General features: G+C 54.9%; 8 protein-coding genes. 5 read left to right on the forward strand and 3 right to left on the reverse strand.

Annotated elements, in window-relative coordinates; translation table 11 throughout:
- The first annotated feature begins 172 nt into the window (after positions 1-172).
- Positions 173-1069 (forward strand): sugar phosphate isomerase/epimerase, encoded by an 897-nt coding sequence (locus KIS77_20360; protein ID MCW5924684.1) that lies wholly within the window; start codon positions 173-175, stop codon positions 1067-1069.
- Between the two features lie 309 nt (positions 1070-1378).
- Here KIS77_20360 and KIS77_20365 read toward each other — a convergent pair whose 3' ends face one another.
- Positions 1379-4828, reverse strand: coding sequence for a VCBS repeat-containing protein (locus tag KIS77_20365; GenBank protein MCW5924685.1), 3450 nt, complete (start codon positions 4826-4828; stop codon positions 1379-1381).
- A 142-nt stretch (positions 4829-4970) separates the two neighbouring features.
- Between KIS77_20365 and KIS77_20370 the strand changes: the two genes are divergently transcribed.
- The 4 genes from KIS77_20370 (at position 4971) to KIS77_20385 (ending at position 16946) form a co-directional block, all read left to right on the forward strand.
- Positions 4971-6362: an HTTM domain-containing protein gene (locus KIS77_20370; protein ID MCW5924686.1), complete on the forward strand. Its 1392-nt coding sequence runs from the start codon at positions 4971-4973 to the stop codon at positions 6360-6362.
- A gap of 570 nt (positions 6363-6932) precedes the next feature.
- Positions 6933-7370 carry a hypothetical protein gene (locus KIS77_20375; GenBank protein ID MCW5924687.1) on the forward strand — a complete coding sequence of 146 codons (438 nt, stop codon included), beginning with the start codon at positions 6933-6935 and terminating at the stop codon, positions 7368-7370.
- A 61-nt stretch (positions 7371-7431) separates the two neighbouring features.
- Positions 7432-14052 carry an HYR domain-containing protein gene (locus tag KIS77_20380; protein ID MCW5924688.1) on the forward strand — a complete coding sequence of 2207 codons (6621 nt, stop codon included), beginning with the start codon at positions 7432-7434 and terminating at the stop codon, positions 14050-14052.
- A gap of 701 nt (positions 14053-14753) precedes the next feature.
- Positions 14754-16946, forward strand: coding sequence for a glutamine synthetase III (locus KIS77_20385; protein ID MCW5924689.1), 2193 nt, complete (start codon positions 14754-14756; stop codon positions 16944-16946).
- Positions 16947-17216: 270 nt separating this feature from the next.
- Here the strand turns inward: KIS77_20385 and KIS77_20390 are convergent, their stop codons facing one another.
- Positions 17217-18467, reverse strand: a complete 1251-nt coding sequence (locus tag KIS77_20390; protein ID MCW5924690.1) for an MFS transporter — start codon at positions 18465-18467, stop codon at positions 17217-17219.
- Positions 18468-18690: 223 nt separating this feature from the next.
- Positions 18691-20700 (reverse strand): S8 family serine peptidase, encoded by a 2010-nt coding sequence (locus KIS77_20395; GenBank protein ID MCW5924691.1) that lies wholly within the window; start codon positions 20698-20700, stop codon positions 18691-18693.
- Positions 20701-20753 lie beyond the last annotated feature (53 nt).

Consider the following 20753-nt stretch of genomic DNA (forward strand, 5'->3'; position numbering starts at 1 on the left):
CATCGGGATTAACACATTGTGCTTATCAGCGGTCGAGGGTCAAATTTGCGGGTAAAATACACACATTGCCTTCTTCCTTTCCAAATGACATTGTGGGAAAATTTTTGAAAAAATATACTTTGGCAAATGTTCGGTGGAACTTTGCTTTATTTGCCAAAAAAATTTTCAAACAATGAATCACAACTTTTCTCGTCGCCAATTCCTTAAAAATACCTCTCTTGCCGCCGCCGGAACGGTCTTGGCACCGCAGCATCTGCTCAACGCCCTGTCTTTTCCGCCGATACAACATTTGGGCGTGCAGCTGTGGAGCATCCGCGAGGACATGGGCAAGGATACGCCCGGCACGGTGAAGGCATTGGCCAACATGGGCTACCGCGAGGTGGAGGGCTTCGGCTATTCGGATGGCAAGATGTTCGGCATGCCAATCGCTGATTTTTCCAAACTATTGAAGGACAACGGTATCTCCATGCCTTCGAGCCACGTCATGTTTACCTCCAAATCTTTCGACGCGGCATCGAAATCGCTCACCGACTCGGCCAAAAAAGCCATTGACGACGCGGCCGCCATCGGGCAGAAATACGTCGTCTGCCCTTACATGATTGATGAAGACCGCGCTGCCGTCGCGGACATGGTGAAGGTGTTTGCCGCTGCCGGCGAATATGCCAAGAAGGCGGGGTTGCGTTTTGGCTACCACAATCACGATTTTGAGTTCACCAAGCGAGGCCCCGACAATCGCCTCATCGTCGAGTGGTTGCTTCACGAGGTGGACCCCAAACTGATGGCTATGGAAATGGATATTTACTGGGTAGCGTTCGCCCACCACAACCCGCTCGATTGGATAAATCTATATCCCGGACGCTGGGAACTTTGCCACGCCAAGGATATGGCAAAGACCGAAAAACGCGAGAGCATCGAGGTGGGCGATGGTTCCATTGATTTCACCGCCATTTTCAAACAGAGCCAAAAAGCGGGCTTGAAATACTACATCGTTGAGTTGGAAAACTATGTGACCACGCCTTTGGAGGGCGTGAAGCGGGCGCGTCAGAATTTGCTGAAATTGAAGTTTTGAGGATGTTGAGAGCGTGGAGGGGTTGAGCGTGAGACTGTTCAAAAAGGCAGGTCACCTTTTGCGAGCAAAAAATGGAGGCGCGAAGGAACACGCCACTGGGCATTTTCAAATTTGCCACGAAGTCACAAAGACGCAACGCAAAATGCTCATTGATTTGCCGCATTTTGTGCCTTTGTGTCTTGCGGCACAAAAATAATGTCCAGTAGTGTGGCGCAGGGCACAAGGTTTTGATTTTCAGAAATTTATGCTCTGAAAAATGCGGTTCGTGCCGCGTAAAAAGAAAACATCTCGACGCTCAACCCCTCCAAACTACTCGCTCCATACCTGCACCCCGCTGTTGTTGTTGCTCACGATGAAAATTCGTTTGCCACCCGCGCCGCGCAGCACGGCTAAGTCGCGGGCCTCCTTCATGGCCCAAAAACCGGTGTTCAGGTTGTTGGCCCAAGAGAAGTTCCCTTTCCCGTCGCCCAACAAAAGCGTGCCGTTTCCGGCGTCGCATCGGTTGGTTTCCACTTCAAGGCCGTATTTGTTGCCAGCCAGCAGCAGGTCGGTTTTGCCGTCGCCATTGAAATCGCCCACTGCAATGCCTTGCACGACAGATACTTGTGCCTGTATGGGCAGGCTTCGGCGCACGAATTTGCCGCCCTGATTTTCCCACCAGCAAGTTTCCAAAGTGTAGCAATAAAGATTGAGGGCGGCATCCAAGTCTTTTTGTGGCCACACCTTGTCCATAGTGGCCACGGAGTAGTCTTTGGCGTAGAGGAATCTCTTTTTCAGCGGTGGCATCTGCTTGTTGAGCACCTCTTTTTGCATGAGTGGGTATAGTTTTCCATCCTCGTGATAGGCCACGATGGGGTCGAGGGTGCCGTTGTTGTCGAAGTCTTTGGCGAAGCAGCGCAGCGGGGCATCGGCGGTGGCGGTGAGGCGAGTGTTCAGCCCCAAATTGCCCGTCACGAGGTCAAGGTCGCCGTCGCCGTCCACGTCAGCCACCGCAAGCCGCCACCACAGCCCGTTTGATTTTTCAAGTCCCCATTGAGCAGTGACATTCTCCAACTTGTTGTTTCTCAGTTTGAAAATGGTGACAGGCATCCATTCGCCCACCACGATGAGCTCGAGTTGTGGGTCGTTGTCCACGTTTGCCCACACGAGGTCGGTCACCATGCCGCAGCGCTCAAACTCCGGCGCCACCGCTGCGGTGACATCGGTGAATCGGTTGCCATCGTTGCGCAGCACGACGCTTCGCGGAATGAGCGGCCACTTGGCAGGGGTGGCGCGCCCGCCGATGAACAGGTCGAGGTCGCCGTCGCCGTCGTAATCGTGCGCGGCCACACGGAGCGCCACATCTTGGCTTTGAGGCACGGCGCCTTGCGCGCTGGCAAAATTGCCCTTGCCGTCCGTGTTGATATAGAGGCGGTTTTGCCAGGCCAGCGGCGAGGTGGCCTCCGCGCCGCCGCTCACCACAAACAAATCGAGGTCGCCATCGCCATCGGCATCGAAAAACACCGCGCCGTGGTCTTCGTAGATTTTGTCAGCCTCCCAAGTGGCGGCAGATGTGGGTCGGAAGGAGCCATTTGGCATTTGCACAAACAAGCCTCCCGGCTGGTCGAAGGCGTTGCCGATGTAAAAATCGTCGAGGCCGTCGCCGTTCACATCGCCCACTGCCATGAGCGGGCCGAGCTCGGTGATTTTCCACGGGTTGAGCGGCCATGCCTCGAAGTCGTTGAACTCGTTTTCCGTGTGGGCGAATTTGATGCCTGCCGTGTTGTTTTTTTCCGAAAACAAAGTGGTGCTGGGTTTGTCGGGGCCGATGTGAGCGACGTAGCCGGTCGCGTCGGTCTGCTTCAGCAGCAGCCGCTGATTGGCCGACACGTTGGTGAGGGTTTGGGTCTTCCCGTCGGGCCAGCGCACCACGAGTTTGTCCACTTGGGCGGTGTTGCCAAGCCCGAAGTGGAGCAAATGTTCGACGGAGGAAAAAATGCCGCGCGTGGGGAAGTTTTCGAGATACTGAATTTGCCCGTTGTTGTAGTGAATGATGGCGGAAGCGCCCACGGCAAACAGGTTGGGGGCATTGCCTTGCAATTTGATTTGCAGGTAGTTGGAGTTGGGCTGACCGCTGCTAAGGTTTTCATAGACGAAGGCGGGCTGCTCCAAGTTGTTCACCACCAGTTCGAGGTCGCCGTCGCCATCGAGGTCTGCCCATGCGGCGCCGCCCGACCATGCGGCGGGCACGGTCATCCATTGGCCGCTCACGTCGTTGAACGTCCAGTCGCCCTTGTTCTGAAAACAGAAGTTGCGGACTTTGAAGGTAGGCACGAGTTTCAGAAAGTCGTCGAAGTTGGGGTAGATGTCGCGGAGGCGTTTGCCGCTGTGTTCTTTTTTTATTTCTGGAAAAGTAAAATCTGCGAAGTCGCGGCTGGTCACTTCACGTCGGTAGCCATTGGTGACGTGGAGGTCGCGCAGGCCGTCGTTGTCCATGTCGAACAGCAGCCCGCTCCACGACCAGTCCGTTTGAAAAACACCGGCGAGGCAGGCCACATCGCTGAACGTGCCGTTGCCGTTGTTGCGCTGGAGCACGTTGCGCACCACTGGCTCGAAGTATCCGTGCTGCACGATAGCGGTGTGCTTGCTGAGCGAGTTGGTGGCAAGGAAAGACTTGCGGCGGGCGTTGTTGGCGGCCAACATATCCACCGCGTACAAATCCACGCGGCCGTCGTTGTCAAAATCCGTCAGGTCCGTGCCCATCGTGTGTTGTGAGCAATGTTGGAAGTAGTCGGCTAATTTGTTGGTGAACGTCCCGTTGCGGTTGTTGATGTAGAGCAAGTCGGGTTGCACGAAATCGTTGCCCACCAATATGTCCACGAAGCCGTCGCGGTTGATGTCGCTCACCGACACACTCAGTCCATAAGCCAGATTCCACACGCCCGCCTGTTTGCTGATGTCGGTGAACTTGCCTCCGTCATTTCTGTAAAAACGGTCGGTGTCGAGCGGGGCTTTAGGTTCGAGCAGGGGGATGTAGGTTTTGCCATCGGGTCCGAGGTTTGCTTCCAGTTTGTTGGAATGTACCTGCTCGGTAGGATAGTTGAGTATGTAGCAGTCGAGGTCGCCGTCGTTGTCGAAGTCAAAAAAATTGGCACCGGTGGAGGCGCTTTGGTCATCGAGTCCGAATTCCTTGGCGCGTTCGGTGAAGGTCACGATTTGCCCCTGTCCGTTTGGGGAAGGAGAGGTGCCGTTGTTGATATAGAGCTTGTTGCGGCGCTGCTCGTTGTTTTCCACCCCGCCTCGGCACACATAAATATCGAGCCAGCCATCGGCATTCACGTCGGCCACGGTGACGGCAGTTTCAAAACCCTCTTCGGATGTCACGCCCGCGGCATCGGTGATGTCGCGGAATTTGAGTTTCCCCTCGTTGAGGTAGAGGCTGTTTTTTCCGTTGCAAGCAACAAAGTAGATATCGGGCAAGCCGTCATTGTTGAAATCGCCTACGGCCAGCCCCCCCCCGTTGTACATGTTGATGTTGGTCGTGATGTTGTTTTCGTAGGTCTCGATGATTTTATTCTGAAAATCAATCCCAGTCGCCTCGGGCGACAGCAGTTTCAAGAGAGGGTTGGAGGCGGTTAGCGTAGGCTCTTCCACTTGTGTAGGCGCTAAGGCCGTATCACCTTTGCAGCCAGACACACCTATAATAATATAGGCACTGACCCAAAAAGTAAAAAGAGAAACTACAAACCGAGAGATAGGGTAAGGTCTTACTTTTGCCATGTCTGAAAAATTAGAACAAAACGTCTGCCACTGCGATTCCGCCAACTTTTCGCTCCTCACAATCATTTGATTTACCTAAGCCCAGTGAGGGGCGACGAAAAGCGACTGATAGTACGCAAGACACCGCAAAGGTATTTTCATCATGGGGATAATTCAGAAGTTTAAACAATGGCTTGCCGAACCAATTGACGGGCGGGTGCTGGGCCTGTTCCGATTGGTGTTTGGTTTGTTCATGGCCTACGAGGCGTACGTCTATTACCGGATGGGTCTGATAGACCAAGGATTGTTGGCTCCCAAGGTGCTGTTCAAGTACGATGGTTTGGGTTGGCTGCATCCAATTTCCAAACCAGTCATGTTAGTGGCATTGGGCGTGATGGGCGTGTCCGGGTTGCTGATAGCGGCGGGCTGGTTTTTTCGCTGGGCTTGTTGGTTGTTCGCGTTGAGTTTGTCGTTCATTTTCTTTCAGGAAAAAAGCTATTACAACAACCACATCTACCTTTTCATCCTGCTGGGCATTTTGCTGAGTTTCACGCAGGCTGACCGTTTTATGTCGTGGCGCAAAAATGCCTATTCGTCCGGGATGCCCGTCGTGGCGCGTTGGCAGCAGTTCATCTTTCAGGCACAAATCATCATCGTCTATTTTTACGGAGGCATTACCAAACTCAAAAGCGATTGGCTTTTCCGGCAAGAGCCGATCCGCTCCATGGCCGAGACCATGCCGTCAAGCCATTTGATGGCACCTTTTGTCAAATCGGAATTTGCGATACACGCGCTGACCTATGGCGGCCTGCTGCTCGACCTGTTGGCCCCGCTGCTGCTTTGGCATAAACAAGTGCGACGTTGGGCCTTGTTGCCTTTTGTCGGGTTCCATCTGGCCAATAGCCGCATATTTAGTGATATTGGCATCTTTCCTTACGTCATGCTGGCCTCGCTGATTTTATTTTTTGAAACAAGAGAAATCCCATGGCTACGTCGGTTGGTGAAAACGCCCGCGCAAGCACCAGCCTCCAAAAAGACCAAACAAAAAGACCCCCAGACTACCGCCTCCATATTGCCGGCCGAAAATCCACTATCAACGCCCCGCTGGGTAGCGTATGCCCTCGCTGTGTATTTTGCCTTTCAATTGCTTTTCCCTTTTAGAGGTTTTTTTCTTCCCAACAACATGGACTGGACAGGTATCGGGAAGAATTTTGCATGGCGCATGAAAGTGGATACCCGTGCGTTGGAGGCATTCGAGGTGACCATACACCATCCGACCACAGGCCAAGTGATGCCAGTGGAAGTGCTCACGTTTGTCAATCAGATGCAGGTGCTGAACATGACCCTCGATGTGCGTTCCGTCGCCGCATTTGCGCGAGCGATGAAAGAGGTAGCGGCGGAAAGAGGCGTGCCGAATGCAATCGTGAAAGCCCGCATCATGGTGCGCTACAATGGCCGGCACGCGCAGCTGTTTGTCAACCCTGATGTGGACTTGGCATCCGTGACTTATAGCCCCTTCAAAAAGTTGGATTGGGTGATACCCTTAAATAAGTAGAGGGCGCTTCGGCGAAAAAAAAATTCACACAGAGGGTGTACTTATTCCAAAACTGAAAATATATTTGTGGCCTCTTTTGTGCCCATTGGGGTAGAAGGGCTTTTTTTTAATCGCGTAAGTCTCATGAAAGGTAGGTTGTGTCTTGGCATTTCTCACGCCCGGCACGGATAACAAGACCCGCAAGTCGGTTATTTCTCACCTTCTTTTCATTCTCCCACATCCGATTCTTGGCAAGGTTTTTGCCTTTGATTCACGACATTCTTGCACATTTCTCCCGGTGGCAGAGCGATGTTGAGTTTGTCACTTTGCAATTGACTTAGTCCGACTTTTCATACTTCACACGGTACTCCGTCTTTTTTAATCTCATGAAAAAAAACTGTACTCAGTTTTCGCCATACGGTGATTTTTTCGAGCATTGATAGCGCTGGTCACGCCACGCTATCAATGCTTTTTTGTTTTCAAAAAAGGCATTCATAGACTCTAAGCAACTAAAAATCAGCGAGTTTTTGTTGCTCAACGCCTATGGAAATCATCAATCAAACATCTTTTTAACTTAAATTTTCACACATCATGAAAAGAACATTCGTAAAACGGGGTCTGATGTCGCTCGTCGCCGGGTTCTTCCTGTTTGGTGTACTGATGCTGACGGCTGTAAGCGCTCAAGCGCAGTCGGGGGCTACACCGTACACATGGAAGGGCTCTGACCAAGCGGTTTTGGTTCTCGAGCAAGAGGTCGCAAGCCTCTACAACCAACTGTCCAGCCTGCAGCCAGGTTCGGCCAACTACAACAACAAACTGGCGCACGCCCTCTACTACAGAGTGATTCGCCGGGAGGTGAACCAAGGCTCGTATGTGTCTGTGGCAGTAAATACCGCGTTGGACATCGTGACGAACAATGCCGGCACTTTTTCGCCCGCCGATGGTTCGGATATGTTCAACGACATTACTGTGGACGCTGCATTGAGGCAGCAAATGAAAAACAACGCTATCAATTTGCTGACGCTTTGAGTCCCTGATGTTTATTGGTGACCGAAGTTTTTTTTCTTTTTTTTAAAACAACAATCGTCTCATGGAAAAGAGAATAACTACACTTTTAGGGCTGATGCTCATGAGCTGTCTGTTTGTTACGCAGGCTTTCGCTCAGGCAAACGTCCTTCATCCTGTAGCGGGCAACCTTGGCACCTTCACTATTGGTGCAGGTGGCAATACCTTCTACAACTACTACGACAACGGCGGTCCCGCTGGTGTCTATGCAACCAACATTTTTAACTCTACCGTAACCTTCGCTCCAAGTGTTGCTTCCAACAAGGTGCGCGTTACGTTCACTTCCTTCGCTACTGAGGCAGGCTTCGACTTCCTCAGCGTTTACGACGGCCCCACCACGGGTTCTCCTTTGATTGCCTCGACTGCTGGCGCTACTCCGCCAACCAACCAGCCGGGCAACGTGGTGCAAGCTACCCTTACCAACTTGACGGGTCAGCTGACCTTCAGCTTCTTCTCCGACTTCATCATCACAGCCGCTGGCTGGTCTGCTGTCGTGGAAGAGTTGGTGGCGGGCTGTACGGTCAACGCTCCGGCGAACATTACCGTGAGCACTGGCCCAGGTGCTGTTGGCTGCACGGTCAATGTGACCACTCCCGCTCCGACGTTCAACCCGGGTGGATGCCAATCTAACTTTGTCATTCGTTACACGGTCAACGGCGGCGCTCCTATCGTGGTGCCTCAGCCAATACCTGCCAATATCAACCTCGGCCCCTTGCCCAAAGGTGTCAATGTCATTCAGTGGCAGGTGGCGAGTGCGGCAGGTGTGGTAAGTGCTATTGCCAACCAAACGGTGACGGTGATAGACAACACCCCGCCGATTATCACTTGCCCAGCGAACACCACGCTCAACCTGCCTCCGGGCTTCTGCTCGATTGCGTACAGCTATTCGGTGCCTTTCACCGACAACTGCCCGCTCACGGTCAATCAGGCTGCTTGGGCTATAGATACGGCTGCACCGCTCTTGGTGAACTCCTCGCTTTCTTGCGGTATAGGTCCGAACCACTACTTCCAAGTGCTCAACCTGCCTCCGGGAGCCTTTGCGACTCCGTTCCAAACGACTTTTGCTCGCATCGGCGTTAACAGCGCGTATCAGATAAACTCCACTTTCCAAGTTCGTCTGTGGACGCTGAACAACCCTGCTCTGCCCTACAACGTGACGCTCGCAAACCGTACCCTGTTGGGCACCTCGGCGGCACTGCCGTTGCCAGCGGGTCTTGGTGGTGGCAACTTCAACGTTCCCATCTCTGTGACCATCCCGGCTGGTTCCACTGTGCTGTTGGAAGTGATTTCCAGCGGTCCGTTCTCTGTGGGCAACCAAGGCGGTGGCGGTGGCCAGTTGACATGGCTCGGTGCCACTCCTTGTGGCATTTCGCCTGATGCTCCGCAAACGTTTGCGCAGATTGGCTTCCCCACCAACGATATGGCTGCCGTGTTGTACGGTCAGGTTACTGTGCCCGGCTTCGGTGTTCAGTACGCTGGTCTGCCTTCTGGTGCCGAGTTCCCGATTGGTACGACGACCAACTGCTTCACCGCTACGGACGTGGCTGGCAATACTGCTACCTGCTGCTTCACGGTGACTGTGAACGAGTTCCCCAACCCAATCACTTCTTTGGTGTGCAACGACTGGGTGAACGTGTCTTTGGATGCGTCTTGCACCATGACACTCGGTGCTGACCAAATCCTCGAAGGCGGCCCCTATGGCTGCTACGATGACTACATCGTTCAGTTGGACAAAGTGCCGCCTTTCGGCAACGGTCCGTGGGTGCCCGGCGTATTGGGTCCGCAGGACATTGGCAAGACCTACGCCGTGCGCGTGGTGGACCCCGAAACTGGCAACAGCTGCTGGGGCAACCTGCTCGTCGAAGACAAGTTGGCTCCGGTGCTTAATTGCCCAGAGGCAAGCATTCCTTGCAACATTGTGCCCAATCCTGCTCCAATTGACAACTGCCCGGAAATTTCGAGTGGCAATGTCGTGTTGTCGCAAAATGCCGCGTTCACCAACTATTGGACGGGTTACATGGGCAACGTGCAAAACCTTACTGGCTCTCTTATTGAAGTCAAAGCAATAAAAGCACAGGCTTCTCTCGCTGGTGCTGCTGCTGGTGTTTACAACCTCAGGGCATACATGAAAGTTGGCACTTACGTCGGCTTTGATGCCAATGCTGCTGCATGGACACTTGTGGGCGAAGTGAACGTCAACATCACTGCTGGTTTCCCCACTGTTTTGTTGTATGATATTCCGTTTACGAATTCATTTAGCATACCCGGTGGCCAAACAGCTGGTTTCTACATTGTTGTTAACAATGGTGCCAACACGCTGGTTCGTGTAGTAGCTGAGCTTGGCGCTGCTGATACCGACGACGGCAAACTGCTGATTAACAACCCGGGCAACTGGGTGAATGGTCTGTTTGGTGGCGTTGCGTTCCCGGGCGAACAGGTGAGACCACGTATTGACTTCACCTACAGCTCGAAAATTCCTGCTTGTGTGCCGCTGCCTAATGCCTTGACTCAAAACCAAGTAACCAAAGTTGGCAATACTTGGGTTGTGAACGCAGGCGCTGGTAGCCCCGTCATGGAGAACTGCTCCAACGTGACGCTGAGCTACATTGATAGCGAAGTGGCACAAGACTGCGCTTCTGGCTTGACGAAAATCATCAATCGCAAGTGGACGGCTGTGGATGCTGCCGGTAATACCCGTACTTGCATCCAGAAAATCAACGTGCTGCGTCCGAAGCTCGGCGACGTGGAATTCCCACCTGACTACGACGACGTTGACGAGCCTGCACTTCCGTGCACCGCTGGCAACCCCACGCCGCAGTATATCCAAGGCTTGGGTCTGCAAGGATTCCCGCTCGTGTTTGGTCAACCCGATGGCTGCACCATCAACTGGACCTACACCGACACGCGCATTGACATCTGCGACGGCACCTACAAAATCCTGCGCAAATGGATTGTTATTGACTGGTGCGCTGGCCAATCTGTGGAGCACAGCCAAATCATCAAGGTACTCGACAAGACCGGCCCCGCCATCTCGTGCCCAGCCGACCTGACGGTCTCGACCGACCCGTTCTCGTGCTGCGCCATCGTGAACCTTCCCGACGTGATTATCCGCGACAACTGCTCGCGCATCAACAACATCGGCGGGATGATAATCGGCATAGACCCGTTCACGCTGGACACCATCGGGATGTTCCCCATCGGCGGCCAGCTGACCAACTTCCCGGGCAACAACCTGTGGGACCTCGACACGTTGGGCGCCTTTGGCCTGACGCCGTGCCTGCCCGCCGGCACGCACACGGTCATCTACCAGGCCGAGGACGACTGCGGCAACACCTCGACGTGCTCGTTCCGCCTGACGGTTCGCGACTACGTTCCGCCGGTGGCGGCCTGCACCGAGTTCACGGTGGTGAGCATCGGTGTTGACGACCCGTACGACTGCTACGGCCCCGGGGGCTTCCTGGGCGTGCCGCCCGCCCTGGGCGACTGCGAGTTTGGCGGCGTGACGTGGGTGAAGGCCTCGACGTTCGACCAAGGCTCGTACGACAACTGCAACAACATCAAGTTCACGATACAGCGGATGGCGCCGTACTCTGACTGCATCAACTCGCTGAACTCCATCAACGGCTTTTTGCCGTGCGACGACCAGTTCCCGGACTTCCCGAGCGAGTTCGAGCGCGCGGTGGCGGAACAGGACTCCATCAAGTTCTACTGCTGCGAGGTAGGCACGACGCAGACGGTGATACTGCGCGTGTACCAGTTGGACGCCTTCGGCAACTTCGCCATCGGCCCCGACGGCACTCCGATACACAACACCTGCATGATAGACGTGCTGGTTCAGGACAAAATCAAGCCCGTGTGCATCTCGCCGGCGAACGTGACGGTCTCGTGCGAGGCCTTCGACCCGAGCCTGTGGGCGTACGGCAAGCCGACGGTGCAGGACAACTGCTGCCTCGACGAGAACCGGGTGTACCAGGGCCAGTGCGGCCTTGAGCACTCGGCGAGCTACGCGCTGTTCGACACGCTGTGCAACCGGGGCACCATCACGCGGACGTTCCGCGTGTACGACTGCCACGGCCAGTCCACGCAGTGCACGCAGCGCATCGTGGTGACGTACGAGCAGGACTACTGGATACGGTTCCCCAACGACGTCATCGTGACGGTGTGCGACGGCACGGGCAACTACGGCGCGCCGACGTTCAACGGCGCCCAGGACTGCGAGCTGCTGGGCGTGTCGTTCGAGGATCAGGTGTTCACGGTGGTTCCGGACGCCTGCTTCAAGATAGAGCGGACGTGGACCATCATCAACTGGTGCACCTACAACCCGAACGCCAACTGCGTGACGGTTCCGAACCCGGAGCCGAACGCGACGGCGAACTCACCGCAGAACCTGACGGGCCCGACGGTGTCGCCGTGCGGCACGCCCGCCCCGTGGGCTCCGACGAACGTGGCCATCGCCCCCGGCCAGGCGCCGACGAACTTCTGCACGTTCTGGTCCGCGACGGCGAACTGCTACCGGTACAAGCAAATCATCAAGATAATAGACAACCAGAAGCCGACGGTTGACTGCCCGGCCTCCCCGGTGGAGTACTGCGACCTGTCGGCGAACGACCCGCTGCTGTGGAACCAGTCGTACTGGTGGGACGGCGTGTCGCACGACCTTTGCGAGGGCGACGCCCCGCTGAGCATCACGGCGACGGACGCCTGCTCCGGCGCGAACGTGAACATCACCTACCTGCTGTTCCTCGACTTGGACGGCGACGGCTCGATGGAGACGGTGGTGTCGAGCAACAACCCGCCGGCTCCCGGCACGGTGAACTACAACAACCTCGGCACGCCGAACTACTCTGGCGGCACGCCGCGGGTGTTCGACGGTCGCCCGGTTCCGGCCGCGCAGGTGTACCGCTGGGCGGTGCACTACACGACGAGCGGCACGTCCCGCACGGCTGCGGTGCAGTGGAAGACACAGGCGCAGCTGCCGACGCCGGCCAACCCGAACGGCACGTCCGGCGTGGTTCCGCAACTGCCCTACGGGACGCACAAAATCAAGTGGACCATCTCCGACGGCTGCGGCAACGAGGAGACTTGCGAGTACCACTTCGTGGTGAAGGACTGCAAGGCCCCGACGGTGGTGTGCCTGCACGGCCTGTCGGTGAACATCATGCCGACGAAGATGATAACGCTGTGGGCATCCGACTTTTTGCAGTACGGCGAGGACAACTGCACGCCGTCGAACCTGTTGAAGTACGGCATCCGCAAGGCTGGCCAGGGCACGGGCTTCCCGGTCGACGCGCAGGGCAACCCCATCACGTCGGTGACGTTCACCTGCGCGGAGCTGGGCCAGCAGCCGGTGGAACTGTGGGTGCAGGATTTGGCGGGCAACGCCGACTTCTGCCTGACGTACCTTGACGTGCAGGACAACGCGGGCAACTGCGGCAACAACAACATCAACGTGGCCGGCGCGCTGAAGACCGAGGACGCGCAAGGCCTCGAGGACGCGAACGTGAACCTGCAGAGCGGCGCGATGAGCCACTTCGCGATGACGGACGCCGACGGCAAGTACCAGTTCAACGGCCTGGTGGCGCAGAACGCGCCGTACACGGTGACGCCGACGAAGGACGACAACCCGCTCAACGGGGTCTCGACGTTCGACCTGGTGCTCATCTCGAAGCACATCCTGGGCCTCGAGCCGTTGAACAGCCCGTACAAGATGATAGCGGCGGACGCGAACAAGTCGAACTCCATCACGACGTTCGACATCGTGGAGCTGCGCAAGCTCATCCTCGGCATCTACACCGAGCTTCCGAACAACACCTCTTGGCGCTTCGTGGACAAGTCGTTCGCGTTCCCCAACCAGGCCAACCCGTTCCAGACGCAGTTCCCCGAAATCAAGACGGTGAGCGGCTCCGCGGTTGACCAGTTGAACGAGGACTTCGTGGCGGTGAAGGTTGGCGACGTGAACGGCACGGCGATACCGAGCTCGCTGCTGTCAGGCGACGACCGCACGGCCGGCACGCTGCTGTTCGACGTGGACGACCGCGAGTTGCGCGCGGGCGAGTTGGCGACGGTGACGTTCCGCGCCGCCGAGCGCGTGCAGGGCTGGCAGTTCACGCTGAACCTGTCGGGCCTCGAGGTCGCCTCCATCGAGGAGGGCGAGAAGGTGCGGGCGTCGAACTTCGGCGTGTTCGCCGACGCGCTGACCACTTCTGTTGACGGCGACGCGGCCGAGTTCTCGGTGACGTTCCGCGCCGTGAAGGCCGGCCGCTTGAGCGAGATGCTGGGCGTTTCGAGCCGCATCACGCGGGCGGAGGCCTACTCGCTGTCGAGCGACCGCATGGAGGTGGCGCTGCGCTTCAACGGCGCGGGCGGCGCGACCATCGCGGGTGTCGGCTTCGAGCTGTACCAGAACCAGCCCAACCCGTTCGTGAACAAGACGGTCATCGGCTTCCACCTGCCAGAGGCGGCGGATGCCACGCTGACGGTGTTCGACGAGAGCGGCCGCCTGCTGTTCGTGCAGAAAGGCTCGTTCGCCAAGGGTCACAACGCCATCGCCGTCGACCGCGCCCTGCTGGGCACCAGCGGCCTGATGTACTACAAACTGGAGACCTCCACCGACTCGGCAACCAAGAAAATGGTGCAGACGAAGTGAGTCTCTGACTGAGGCAAGAAGTGGGGGGGCGAGCGATTGCCTCCCCGCCTCTTCGCCTTGATAGAAAAAAAGCATGAGGCGGTGGACGAGCCGACCGCCTGACGGATTGTCCGGGAAGCGATTTTCAAAGACACATACTTTAAAATCGGTTTTTGGGATGGCCTCTCTCCTAAAGTTGGAGGGGGGCTTTTTTTGTGGGAAAAAAAGATATGGGAGACTGCTTCGGTATAAGCATCAAAATTTTCTTGCCTTGCCCGAATCATATTTTGCGAAATGCCCCTTTTATTGTTTGTAACTTCCGATTCGAATCAATGTTAATTTTCCCAAAAGCAGAAACGAAATTTAATTTTCTGTAAATTTTGCTTAATTTTGCCCCATTAAAAGCGCGTTCGAGCATCCAATGCCGCTTACTCAACACTTCTCCGATATTGTTTTAGAAATGCCGACCCCGCTCGGCGAATGGAGAAGCCGCCCTGCCTCCCAACCAAATTTTAGCCTCTGTTTTTATTTTACGGATACGCGACAATGGCGCAGTGCGCCAAGTAGTGTTTAGTTTCGGCATTGAGCAGCAAGAGTTGTTCGATGTCTCCTTTGTTTTTTGGATAATCCTGTTTTGGCCGCCACACCGCAGCGCTAAAACGGAGTGTCCTTGTTTTTGAACATTCTCCTTCAACATTCATAACTCATCTTTGAGATAAACCATGTCCCTCTCTCGTTTCAATGCACTCCAAGCTATGGAGAACCGCATGGAGCCGTTTCCGGTAGAATTTGCGGAAGGCCAAGCGGAAAACATCGCGTCATATTTTGACATCAATGTGTTCAATGACGAAGCGATGAAAAAACACCTGCCCGAAACGGCTTACCTCAGCGTGAAAGCGGCTGTTCAAAGCGGCCAAAAACTCACTCTTGAAGTGGCTGATGAAGTGGCAAACGGCATGAAAAAATGGGCGCAAGAAAAAGGCTGTACCCACTTTGCGCATTGGTTTCAGCCGCTCACAGGCAAAACTGCCGAAAAGCATGACTCTTTTTTTACCTTGACCCACGATGGTCGAGTTATTGAGGAGTTCACGGGTTCGGCATTGGTGCAGCAAGAACCCGACGGTTCGTCGTTCCCTTCCGGTGGGATGCGCAGCACTTTTGAAGCGCGCGGCTACACCGTGTGGGACCCGTCCAGCCCGGCCTTCATCATGGAAGTGGGCGAGGGCATGACACTTTGCATTCCCACTATTTTTGTGACGTACGATGGCGAAGCGCAGGACTACAAGCTCCCGTTGCTTCGGTCGCAGGCATTTTTGGACAAAGCGGCTGTTGCGGTGGCGCAGTTTTTCGACCCGAATGTGACGAAGGTAACGGCTACATTGGGTTGGGAGCAGGAGTATTTTGTGGTGGACGAGGCACTGTTCAATGCGCGGCCTGACTTGGTGATGGCGGGCCGTACTTTGTTGGGACGCCCCGCGACCAAACACCAACAATTGGAAGACCATTACTTTGGTTCCATTCCTGAGCGCGTGTACGCATTCATGCGCGATTTGGAGACGGAAAGCCACAAGTTGGGCATCCCGGTTCGGACTCGCCACAACGAGGTGGCTCCCTCACAGTATGAAGTGGCACCTGTTTTTGAAGAAATCAACGTCGCGGTAGACCACAACCAGCTGTTGATGGACTTGATGGACCGTGTTGCGCGGCGGCACAAGCTGTGCGTGTTGCTCCATGAAAAGCCCTTTGCAGGTATTAACGGCTCTGGCAAGCACAACAACTGGAGCATGGGCTCGAACACGGGGGTCAACCTTTTAGGTCCCGGCAAAATCCCTGGAAGAAACCTGCGTTTCCTGACCTTTTTTGTGAACACGATAGCGGCTGTGCACAAATACGCCGACATTTTGCGTGCGAGCATCGCTCATGCGGGCAACGACCACCGTCTGGGCGCAAACGAAGCACCGCCCGCTATTATCAGCGTGTTCATTGGTGAGGCGATGACCCAACTGCTTGACCAAATCGCCAAGGGGAAAAACACGGATGGCAAAGAGGTGAGACGTGCGCTCGACTTGATTGCCAAACTGCCGAATCTTGAACTCGACAATACTGACCGCAACCGCACCTCGCCTTTTGCCTTTACGGGTAACAAGTTTGAAATCCGGGCGGTTGGCTCCAGTCAGAACTGCGCTGGCCCAATGACGGTGATGAACACCATGATGGGGTTGCAATTGGTAGAGTTCAAAGCAGATGTGGATAAATTGGTTGCCAAAGGGGGGGATAAGGACGAGGCAATTCTGACGGTGCTAAAAACGCTCATCAGAAAGTCGAAGGCGATATGCTTCGAGGGCAACAACTACTCTGAGGAGTGGAAAGAAGAGGCTCAAAAACGCGGCCTGAACAACTTCCCGACCACACCGGAGGCGCTGGATGTCTTGGGAAGCAAGTTGGCGCAGGACTTCTACGCAAAATCTGGCGTGATGAGCAAGGTTGAGTTGGAAGCGTTCCACACGGTGCAACTCCATGCTTATTGCACGAAATTGAGCATCGAAGCCAAGACGTTGGACGAAATCGTGCACTCAATGGTGATGCCGGCGGTTATTCGCTATCAGACTGAATTGGCTGACAATATCTACTCCATGAAGGAAATTGGAATGGACGATGCGATTGGCTATCAGAAAGATATGCTGAAGCGTGTGGTGAAGAACACCAACATCATCCGTGAAGGCTTGGAAAAACTGCACAAGGCGCTCGAAAAGGCTCATGAAGCAGAATCCGTGCGCGAAGAAGCAGGTATTCTTTGCCACAAGGCAAAGCCTCAGATGGAGATTATTCGTGAGGCAGTGGATGAATTGGAAGCCATTGTGGACGACCAATACTGGCCTTTGGTGAAATACCGCGAACTGCTGTTCTTGAGATAAGCAGTTTTGTCAATTGTGATTAGACATGAGCCACCCTGTATTTTGGGGTGGCTCATGTGTTTTTAAGCGTTCCTTACATAAAATAACGTGGGGCCGGGGTTATAGGCAACACAAAAAAGTCCCGTCCGCTTCACTTGGCCGGGCAAGCCCTTGAGTACAGGGCCTGACAAGGTGGTCTTGAACGAACAACACTTGCAATCTTTTGAAAATCATGGCCATCAGACAAATCCCGACAAATCAAGGTAGAAAATCCTCTGCGCGTGTCGCTCATCATTCCGCTACGGCGCTGGTGGGTTGCGCTTCTGGCATCGGGGCTATTGTTTCCTTCCGCTCTTCCAGAGGCTTCACCCTGCCTGCCAGCCAAATGCTCATTGCAATCAACGCCATGGATAGGTAACCAACCCAATCGTAGTGCTCGATGCGACCTTCGGCTGTTTTGTGCACAATAGCTCCTCCAATCAGCGCCGCCACGCCAGTGGCCAACTGTTGCATGGATGAGTTGATGCTCATGAAACCACCGCGCTGCTGTGGCGCGACCACCCCCGAAACAATGGCTTGCACGGGTATCATGCGCCCATTGACAACAATGAAAAACATACCGGAGATAAGCAACACGCTCCACAAGGGCATGGGCCAAAGGTTGGTGATGAGCCAGACGGGTATGAGCGAAAGCAAAGCGAAAACAACGAATACTGGGTATTTGCCGCGACGGTCAGCGATTTTTCCCACTAAGGGCGAAGTAAAAATGGTGAGTGCCCCTCCCACAAGGTATATGAGGAAAATGTTGCTTTCGCTATATCCCACGTTGCCGACCAGTGAAGGGGCGATAAAGGGTATGGTGACAAAATGCCCCATCATCAGCACGATGGAGAGAGTCAGTGCCTTCATCTGATTGGGTGTCTGGAAGATGTTGGTGAGCACATGAAGCGGGTTGCCTTTGGGTTGGGCATTGTTCAGATGCTTGTTGACTGGCGACACAAACGTGGCAATCAGGATGGCGACCAACACACCTACCCCTCCAATGGCGGCAAAGGGAATATGCCAACTAAATTTGGCTGCCAGCCACAAACCTGTCGGGACACCCGCCACCGATGCAAGCGAAAACGCCGTCATCAATATGCCCATGGCGCGTGCGCGGCGCTCATACTCAAATGTATCGGCCACGATGGCCAACACCTGAGCGCCAATCATGCCACCAAACAAACCTGCCAGCACTCGAGCCGCCACGAGCAACTCATAGTTGGGGGCCAAAGCACATGAAAAAGTGCCGATGACAAACCCTATATAGGCAAACAGCAGCACCTTTTTGCGGTCGAATCTATCCACGAAAAAAGCTGAGATAAAGCTCGAAATCCCTGCCGTAATTGCATAAGCCGAAACGGCTAACCCAAATTGTTGGGGGGTGATTTTCAGGAGGTTCATGAGTTGCGGACCCAAGGGCATCATAATCATGAAGTCCATGATATGGGTAAAATTGACCGCAGCGAGGATAAATAGCAGTAGGCGTTCTTTTGAATTCATAGCGCGGGGAGAAACAGCTGGTAGGTGCAAAGAGTTCGCAGGCAAAATGTTAAAGAGCGTGTGAAGTGAACCACACTACCGGACGTTATTTTTGTGCTACAAAGACACAAAGGCACAAAATGCGGTAAATCAATGGGCATTTTGCTTTGCGTCTTTGTGACTTCGTGGCAAATTTGAAAGTGTCCAGTAGTGTGGAAGTGAACAAGTTATCCTTCACACCTTCTTATACCTCCTGAATGTTGCTTCCAATCACCCATCGTTTGTCGCCAATGCGATGCCAGCCGTTGCTGCTGGTCTCGTGAATGGTGACGAGCGCGCCCTGTTTCAGCTCGGCCACCTTGGGGTTGTTGGTGCCGGGGCCTGAGCGTACGTTGAGAAAAGACGAGGTCACCTTGCCGCGACGGGTCGTGACGGGTGCATTGTTCCCAGCGATTACCTGAATAAAGTCAGCACTTGCAAAGCGCCCCTGCCCGATACGCCAAAAACCAGAGACTTTCTCGAACAAACTCACGATGTCGCCCTGATTCAATTCGGCTACTTTGGGGTGAGAGGTGCCAGGGCCAGAACGCACATTCAAAAATTTGGAAATGACCTTGCCGCGTTGTGTAGCGGTGGAGGAGGGAGGCTGGGAGGCAGGGGTAGGGGGCACGTTGGCTTGGCCACCGACGGCCATTTTCACGGCTTTGAGTGCGTTGATGCGGCCATAGCCGAGATAGGGAGAATGGCCATTTGCATTGTAGCCGCTGCCGATTTTGTCAGTGCTTTGGCGCAGGATGTCCCTGATTTGGCTCAGGGTCAGGTTGGGGTTGGCGCTCAGCATAAGCGCACAGATGCCAGCCACCAGCGGCGTGGCGCTGGAGGTGCCGCCGAAGCCGCTGGTAAAAGTGTGCATCATGCGTCCCCTGTCGTCCACCTCTATGGTGGCGGTGGTGATGCCCACGCCGTCGTTTCCGTTGGTAGGGGCACACAGGAAGGCATTTGGACCGTAGAAAGAATAATCGGAGCGTTCGTCGAGGCTATTGGAAGCGGTGACGCAAATACCTTCTGGGTGCGCGGCAAAATCGCTGATTTGGCGAGGCACGTTGTTGGAGGCAGGGTTGGCGTTGCCAGCTGCGAAAAACATGGGCACCCCTTTGCCGCCGCGCCCTTCGCGGGCGATTTTGTTCAGGTAGTTGGAAACATAGGTAGAAAGCGGCACAGGTTTGGGAAAGCCGAGGCTGCAAGAAATGATGTCGGCACCATTGAGCAGCGCGTGTTCAAAGGCATTTTTGATAGCTTCGTCGCTGAGAATGTCGAGTTTGATGGGGATGATGCGGGCGTTGGGTGCTGCGCCCAGTATGCCTTGCGCATCCAGCGCGCCGGCGGCGACGGCAGCGCAAGAGGTGCCATGACTGAACACGCCCCAACTCCCGTCGGCTGCCTGATACCAAGGGGAAGCATCGGCGCTTCGATTGGCGGCGTTGAATGGGTTACGGACTTTGGTGCCATCGCCGCGCAGTTGCGGATGGTCGGTGGCAAAACCCGTATCAATCACCGCAATCCTGATATTGCTGGAGCCTAAGCTGCCTATGAAAGCCCATGCCTCTTTCACTTTGGCATCGGCACCGCGCTTGAAGTGGGATGCGCCAAAAATGGCGTTTGGTATGTCAACAATCGGGATGGCACCGCCAGTATTCTCCAGATGCCATTGGGTAGCGAAGAAGCGGCCTGTGGGCGGTGCGAAATTGTTCGTGACGGGTTTGGTCACAAATTCAGGCTCCGCCACCGCCACGATTTTCTTTTTCTGCATGAGCATCACGCACTTGATGGGGTTGGGGGACTTTTCCGTGACGCTCACGCGATATGCTTCCGGGCTGACGATTTCAATCACATTCAGGCCGAGCTCATCCATCAGGTCGCGTTGCTTGTCAAAATCGGTGCCGGGTTTGAATTCGAGGTAAATGTTTCCCGTGGGGATGAAGGGCACCTCTTCGTCGCCGTCCACGTTCCAGACGTGGGTGCCGATGGACACGTCGGGTTGGGCGCGGAGGTCTTCCAGTTTTTGGTCGAGATTGCGCTTGGCCTGAAACACCTCAAACCCCTCAAAATCATCAGGCGGTGCCGCTGTCACGCCGCGTTTGGCCGCTTTCTTTTTCACGCCGTACTGTACAGCGCCTTTGGTCTTGCTTTTGGTCAGGCTGATTTGAACACCACCGTAATTGAAGGTGGCTTTATCTGTTTTTTTCGATGCCATCGGAACACAGGGTTTTAAAGTTGAAAAAATACTTTGGAAACATGGCAAATGTA

Source organism: Saprospiraceae bacterium (assembly GCA_026129545.1).
GTDB lineage: Bacteria > Bacteroidota > Bacteroidia > Chitinophagales > Saprospiraceae > M3007.

Excerpts from the sequence above, each read along its gene's own strand:
- KIS77_20395 (MCW5924691.1), bottom strand. The coding sequence starts at position 20,700 with ATGGCATCGAAAAAAACAGATAAAGCCACCTTCAATTACGGTGGTGTT.
- KIS77_20365 (MCW5924685.1), bottom strand. The coding sequence starts at position 4,828 with ATGGCAAAAGTAAGACCTTACCCTATCTCTCGGTTTGTAGTTTCTCTT.
- KIS77_20385 (MCW5924689.1), top strand. The coding sequence starts at position 14,754 with ATGTCCCTCTCTCGTTTCAATGCACTCCAAGCTATGGAGAACCGCATG.
- KIS77_20360 (MCW5924684.1), top strand. The coding sequence starts at position 173 with ATGAATCACAACTTTTCTCGTCGCCAATTCCTTAAAAATACCTCTCTT.
- KIS77_20370 (MCW5924686.1), top strand. The coding sequence starts at position 4,971 with ATGGGGATAATTCAGAAGTTTAAACAATGGCTTGCCGAACCAATTGAC.
- KIS77_20375 (MCW5924687.1), top strand. The coding sequence starts at position 6,933 with ATGAAAAGAACATTCGTAAAACGGGGTCTGATGTCGCTCGTCGCCGGG.
- KIS77_20380 (MCW5924688.1), top strand. The coding sequence starts at position 7,432 with ATGGAAAAGAGAATAACTACACTTTTAGGGCTGATGCTCATGAGCTGT.
- KIS77_20390 (MCW5924690.1), bottom strand. The coding sequence starts at position 18,467 with ATGAATTCAAAAGAACGCCTACTGCTATTTATCCTCGCTGCGGTCAAT.